2 protein-coding genes are annotated in these 2,170 nt (G+C 72.3%); one reads left to right on the top strand and one right to left on the bottom strand.

What is annotated here, in order from left to right; genetic code table 11:
• Window positions 1–9: 9 nt before the first annotated feature.
• Complete coding sequence (locus EQG76_RS30930; RefSeq protein WP_159719060.1) at window positions 10–1,233, bottom strand: helix-turn-helix domain-containing protein; 1,224 nt, start codon at window positions 1,231–1,233, stop codon at window positions 10–12.
• A gap of 89 nt (window positions 1,234–1,322) precedes the next feature.
• On the opposite strand from EQG76_RS30930, the gene EQG76_RS30925 reads away from it, so the two are divergent.
• Entirely contained in the window at window positions 1,323–2,084 is a 762-nt protein-coding gene (locus EQG76_RS30925) for a DUF899 domain-containing protein (RefSeq protein ID WP_159719059.1), read from the top strand.
• Window positions 2,085–2,170: the final 86 nt, after the last annotated feature.

The following is a 2,170-nucleotide window of genomic DNA, read 5'->3' as shown; positions in this document are numbered from 1 at the left end:
GACATGAACCTAGCCGCCCGGCAGCGGGACCGGGAGCAACAAGGTCGTCGCGATTTCCGGCACGGCCGCCACAGCCATCCAGCGGCGGGCGCGTGCCTGGCCGAACGGGCGGACCCTGCCTGCGGCGGCCAGCGCATCGAGCGCCCGCTGCACGCTGCGCTGGCTGGTGCCGAGCGCCAGCGCCAGGGCGGAGCTCGACCATGCCTCGCCGTCGGCGAGCAGGGCCAGCATCGCGCCGTGGCGCTCGTCCACGGGCCGGGCCAGCACCACCACCGCGTCTGCCTTCAGTGGGGTCAGCAGGAAGCCCCGCTCTGTGGCGCTAATCGAGGCCAGCGGCTGCAGCACCGCACGCAGCCGCCCGACTTCCACCCGCAGCCGCGCGCGATGGGACTCGTCGGCGTGCCTGGCACCGAATGCGCGGGCAATGAGCACGTCCCTCGGCACGTCGGCGGGCCAGGCCTCGCCCAGGGCGCGCGCCAGCGCAAACAGCACCGGCCGGGTCGCCAGCGGGATCACACGATGCGGAGCGCGCACGGCATGGCGGCAGCCATCGATGATCAGTGCATCCGATGTCAGCAGGCGCTCCACCTCCTCCAGCAGGAGCGGACGGCCGCCGCCTGGAGCGACCAGGCGTGCCGCCGGCGTGTCCAGCACGCGGGCGGCGCGTTCCACCTCCGCTTCCAGCGCGGCGATGCCGGCCAGGCGTGCGCTGCGCTGGGCCTGTGCGATCGCCGCGCGAGCCGGGGCGATGCGGAGGCGGCGGATCGCGATGCCCGCCATCACCAGCTCGTGCGCCGTCCGCACCGCCGGCGGCAGCAGGGCCGGGTCCAGCCCGGCCAGCAGGTCTTCCGCTTGGTCAGGCCGGCCGATCAAGAGGAGGTGCCTGGCCTCCAGGTGGCGTGCGTGCATGGCATTTGCCCGATCGCCATGCCGCTCCAGCGTTGCGCGGGCGGCAGTGAGCGCCTCGGTCGGCCCGCTGAGGTCGCGCGAAGCCAGGGCGATCTCGGCCAGCGCCACGGTGCATCGGGCGCGAGCCACCGGGTCGCGCGGACCGAAGGCGCGTACCGCGCTGCGCACGAGCGCCTTTGCCCGGTCGAGGTCGCCCAGCTGCGCCATGGCGATGCCGCGGAGTGCCAGTGCCGGCGCGTCCTGGCGCAGGGCCACCCGGTTCAGCGCCCCCAGCGGGTCACCTGCGGCCAGCGCACGTGCTGCGGCCGTGATCAGCGAGTCCACCTGGAATCCCGCCACACTTGTCACTCCCGCCGCCCGCTCCCTGCTAGCAACCTCTGTCGCAACGACCAACCGGCAAGGAGCAACGGACCATGACCGGGCATGCGACCGGCACGCGGGAAGAATGGCTGGCAGCGCGGCTGGCGCTGCTGGAGGCGGAAAAGGAGCTGACGCGGCAGAGCGACGCGCTGGCGCGGCAGCGGCAGGCGCTGCCATGGGTGCGGGTCGACAAGACCTACCGGTTCGAGACCGGGCGGGGCACGGCGACCCTGGCCGATCTGTTCGAGGGGCGCTCGCAGCTTCTCGTCTACCATTTCATGTTCGGGCCGGACTGGCAGGCGGGCTGCCCGTCCTGCTCGGCCATCGCCGATGGGTTCAATGGCTTCGCCCTCCATCTGGCGAACCATGACGTGACGCTCTGCGCGGTGTCGCGGGCTCCCTTGGCTCGGCTGCAGGCGTACCAGCGGCGGATGGGCTGGACCTTCCCCTGGGCGTCCGCCCATGACAGCGACTTCAACTTCGACTTCAACGTCGCGGTCACCGAGGAGCAGCAGCGCGCCGGGACGACCGAGTACAATTTCCGCCGCAGCGCCCAGGCTGCGGACCCGACGCCCTCGGAGCCGCTCGTGCATATCGCCGCCACCTGCGGCACCGATGCCGCCAGCTTCACGCGCGACCTGCCGGGCATGAGCACGTTCGTCCTGGAGGACGGCGTCGTCTATCACGCCTACTCCACCTATGCGCGCGGGCTGGACGTGCTGTGGGGCATGTACCAGTGGCTCGACCGGGCGCCGAAGGGGCGCAACGAGGCGGGCATCTGGTGGCGGCGGCATGACGAGTACGGGAAGGGCTGAGGATTCCGCGCGTCCGTCGCCGCCTCCCTCACCCCACTGTTTCCGCCGCCCGTGGCATCTCACGGTAGCGGTAGCCTTCTTCCGCC

Source organism: Geminicoccus flavidas (assembly GCF_009806515.1).
GTDB classification, from domain to species: Bacteria; Pseudomonadota; Alphaproteobacteria; order Geminicoccales; family Geminicoccaceae; genus Geminicoccus; species Geminicoccus flavidus.
This window is presented reverse-complemented; position numbering and strand designations above follow the sequence as displayed.